The 1,546-nt window shown below is 60.2% G+C and carries 1 protein-coding gene and 2 pseudogenes; 2 read left to right on the top strand and 1 reads right to left on the bottom strand.

Annotation, left to right across the window (positions count from 1 at the left end):
* Positions 1-283 precede the first annotated feature (283 nt).
* Positions 284-1,045: a glycosyltransferase family 2 protein gene (locus tag CKO23_RS24620; RefSeq protein ID WP_200336140.1), complete on the top strand. Its 762-nt coding sequence runs from the start codon at positions 284-286 to the stop codon at positions 1,043-1,045.
* A gap of 146 nt (positions 1,046-1,191) precedes the next feature.
* Positions 1,192-1,287 (top strand): annotated as a pseudogene (locus CKO23_RS26470) (DUF29 domain-containing protein); the annotation flags it as partial.
* Between the two features lie 135 nt (positions 1,288-1,422).
* On the opposite strand, the pseudogene CKO23_RS27075 reads toward CKO23_RS26470, so the two are convergent.
* A pseudogene (locus CKO23_RS27075) lies at positions 1,423-1,546 on the bottom strand (IS1595 family transposase); the annotation flags it as partial.

Below are 1,546 nucleotides of genomic sequence, written 5' to 3'. Positions count from 1 at the left end.
GGAGCCAAGGTGCTCTTGACCCTGCGCACCCTCGTGCAGTCCACCGGGCGTTGGACGCAGTTCTGGGAGAAGATCGAGCAGTTCGGGGCGCAGCCGTGCTAGACCACATTATTTAAAGGCAGCACTCCTCGACGCTATTCATCCGAACGATCTGGGACAACAAATTCTGGCTGATGCGCTCATTGAAGGGCTCGTTGAGAATGACTTGCTTGATCTTGGGAGATCGAGCATTGATTAATCGCGATGTCATCAAGATGATTGACAATCTCAGCAGGTTCCGCCGATGACTCTCTCGCTCATCACCGCCTGCTACAACAGCCTTTCCACCTTGCCCGATACCCTGTCCTCGGTACGCGAGCAGCAGGGGATTGCGCTGGAATACCTCCTGATCGACGGCGGTTCGTCCGATGGAACGGTCGAGTTGATTCGCGCCAAGAGCGGGAGACCGGGAACCCCGGTTTCGCGTTGGCAGAGCGAGCCGGATCGGGGGATCTATGATGCCCTGAATAAAGGGATCGCCCTGGCGACGGGCGAGGTGCTGGGGTTTCTGCACGCCGATGATGTCCTGGCGCATCCGTACGTCCTCCAGCGGGTGGCGGCCTGCTTTGCCGATCCGTCGGTGATCGCCTGCTATGGCGATCTGGACTATGTGTGGCGCGACGATCCCGCTCGGGCGGTGCGCCACTGGCGCTCGGGTGCGTTCGACCCCAAACGGCTGTGCTGGGGTTGGATGCCGCCGCATCCCACGGTCTATGTGCGTCGGTCCTGGTATGCCGAACATGGCGGGTTTGATACCCGTTATCGGATCGCCGCGGATTACGATCTGATGCTGCGTCTGCTCTCGGGGCTGACGGCGCGACAGGTGGTCTATCTGCCCGAGGTGCTGGTCCGGATGCGCACGGGCGGCGCCAGTAATCGTTCGCTCGGAAATATCCTGCGCAAGTCCTCCGAAGATTATCGGGCGTTGCGCTCGAATGGTGTTGGTGGCGTCGGGGCCTTGCTCTGGAAGAATCTGTCGAAGCTGGGGCAGTTTGTGGTGCGGTAGTTGCACCCTCATGCTCAGGTTTGGTGTTCCAAGCGAGATTACGCGCCAGCGCATCGAGACCGCCGATTCAGAAACGCTGCTGATCTGGTCTGAGCGGGTGCTGACGGCTCAGAGCCTTGTTGAATCATTAGAAATCGGAGTGACCGATGCCGAGCCTTTTCGACAATGACTTTCATGCCTGGGCGAATCAACAGGCAGACTTGTTGAGCGCTGGGAACCTGGCGGACGCCGATCTTCCCCACATTATCGAGGACTGGGCTCTCCACTTAACCGGAGTTCCTCCACGGACGGTTTGCGGGAGGGAGGTCGAGGCTTGGCGGGTGGCCATTTGCCCTCGGCGGGGTGGGGAGTACTGTTCGGGGTCGCTGGGTCAGTGCGAGTTCCTTGTAGCGCACAGGCTCGTTCGCAATCGCGAGTTCGAGTACCCGGTAGAACACCATCCCACGGCTGCGGGACCGCCGGCGGTTGAAGCGGAACACGAACTCGTTCAGGTAGCTGGCA

It is taken from the genome of Thiocystis violacea, assembly GCF_016583565.1.
GTDB classification, from domain to species: domain Bacteria; phylum Pseudomonadota; class Gammaproteobacteria; order Chromatiales; family Chromatiaceae; genus Thiorhodococcus; species Thiorhodococcus violaceus_A.
The sequence above is the reverse complement of the archived record's forward strand: the minus strand, read 5'-3'. Positions and strand labels throughout refer to the sequence as shown.

Coding starts and splice junctions, on each gene's coding strand:
- CKO23_RS24620 (WP_200336140.1), top strand. CDS start 284: ATGACTCTCTCGCTCATCACCGCCTGCTACAACAGCCTTTCCACCTTG.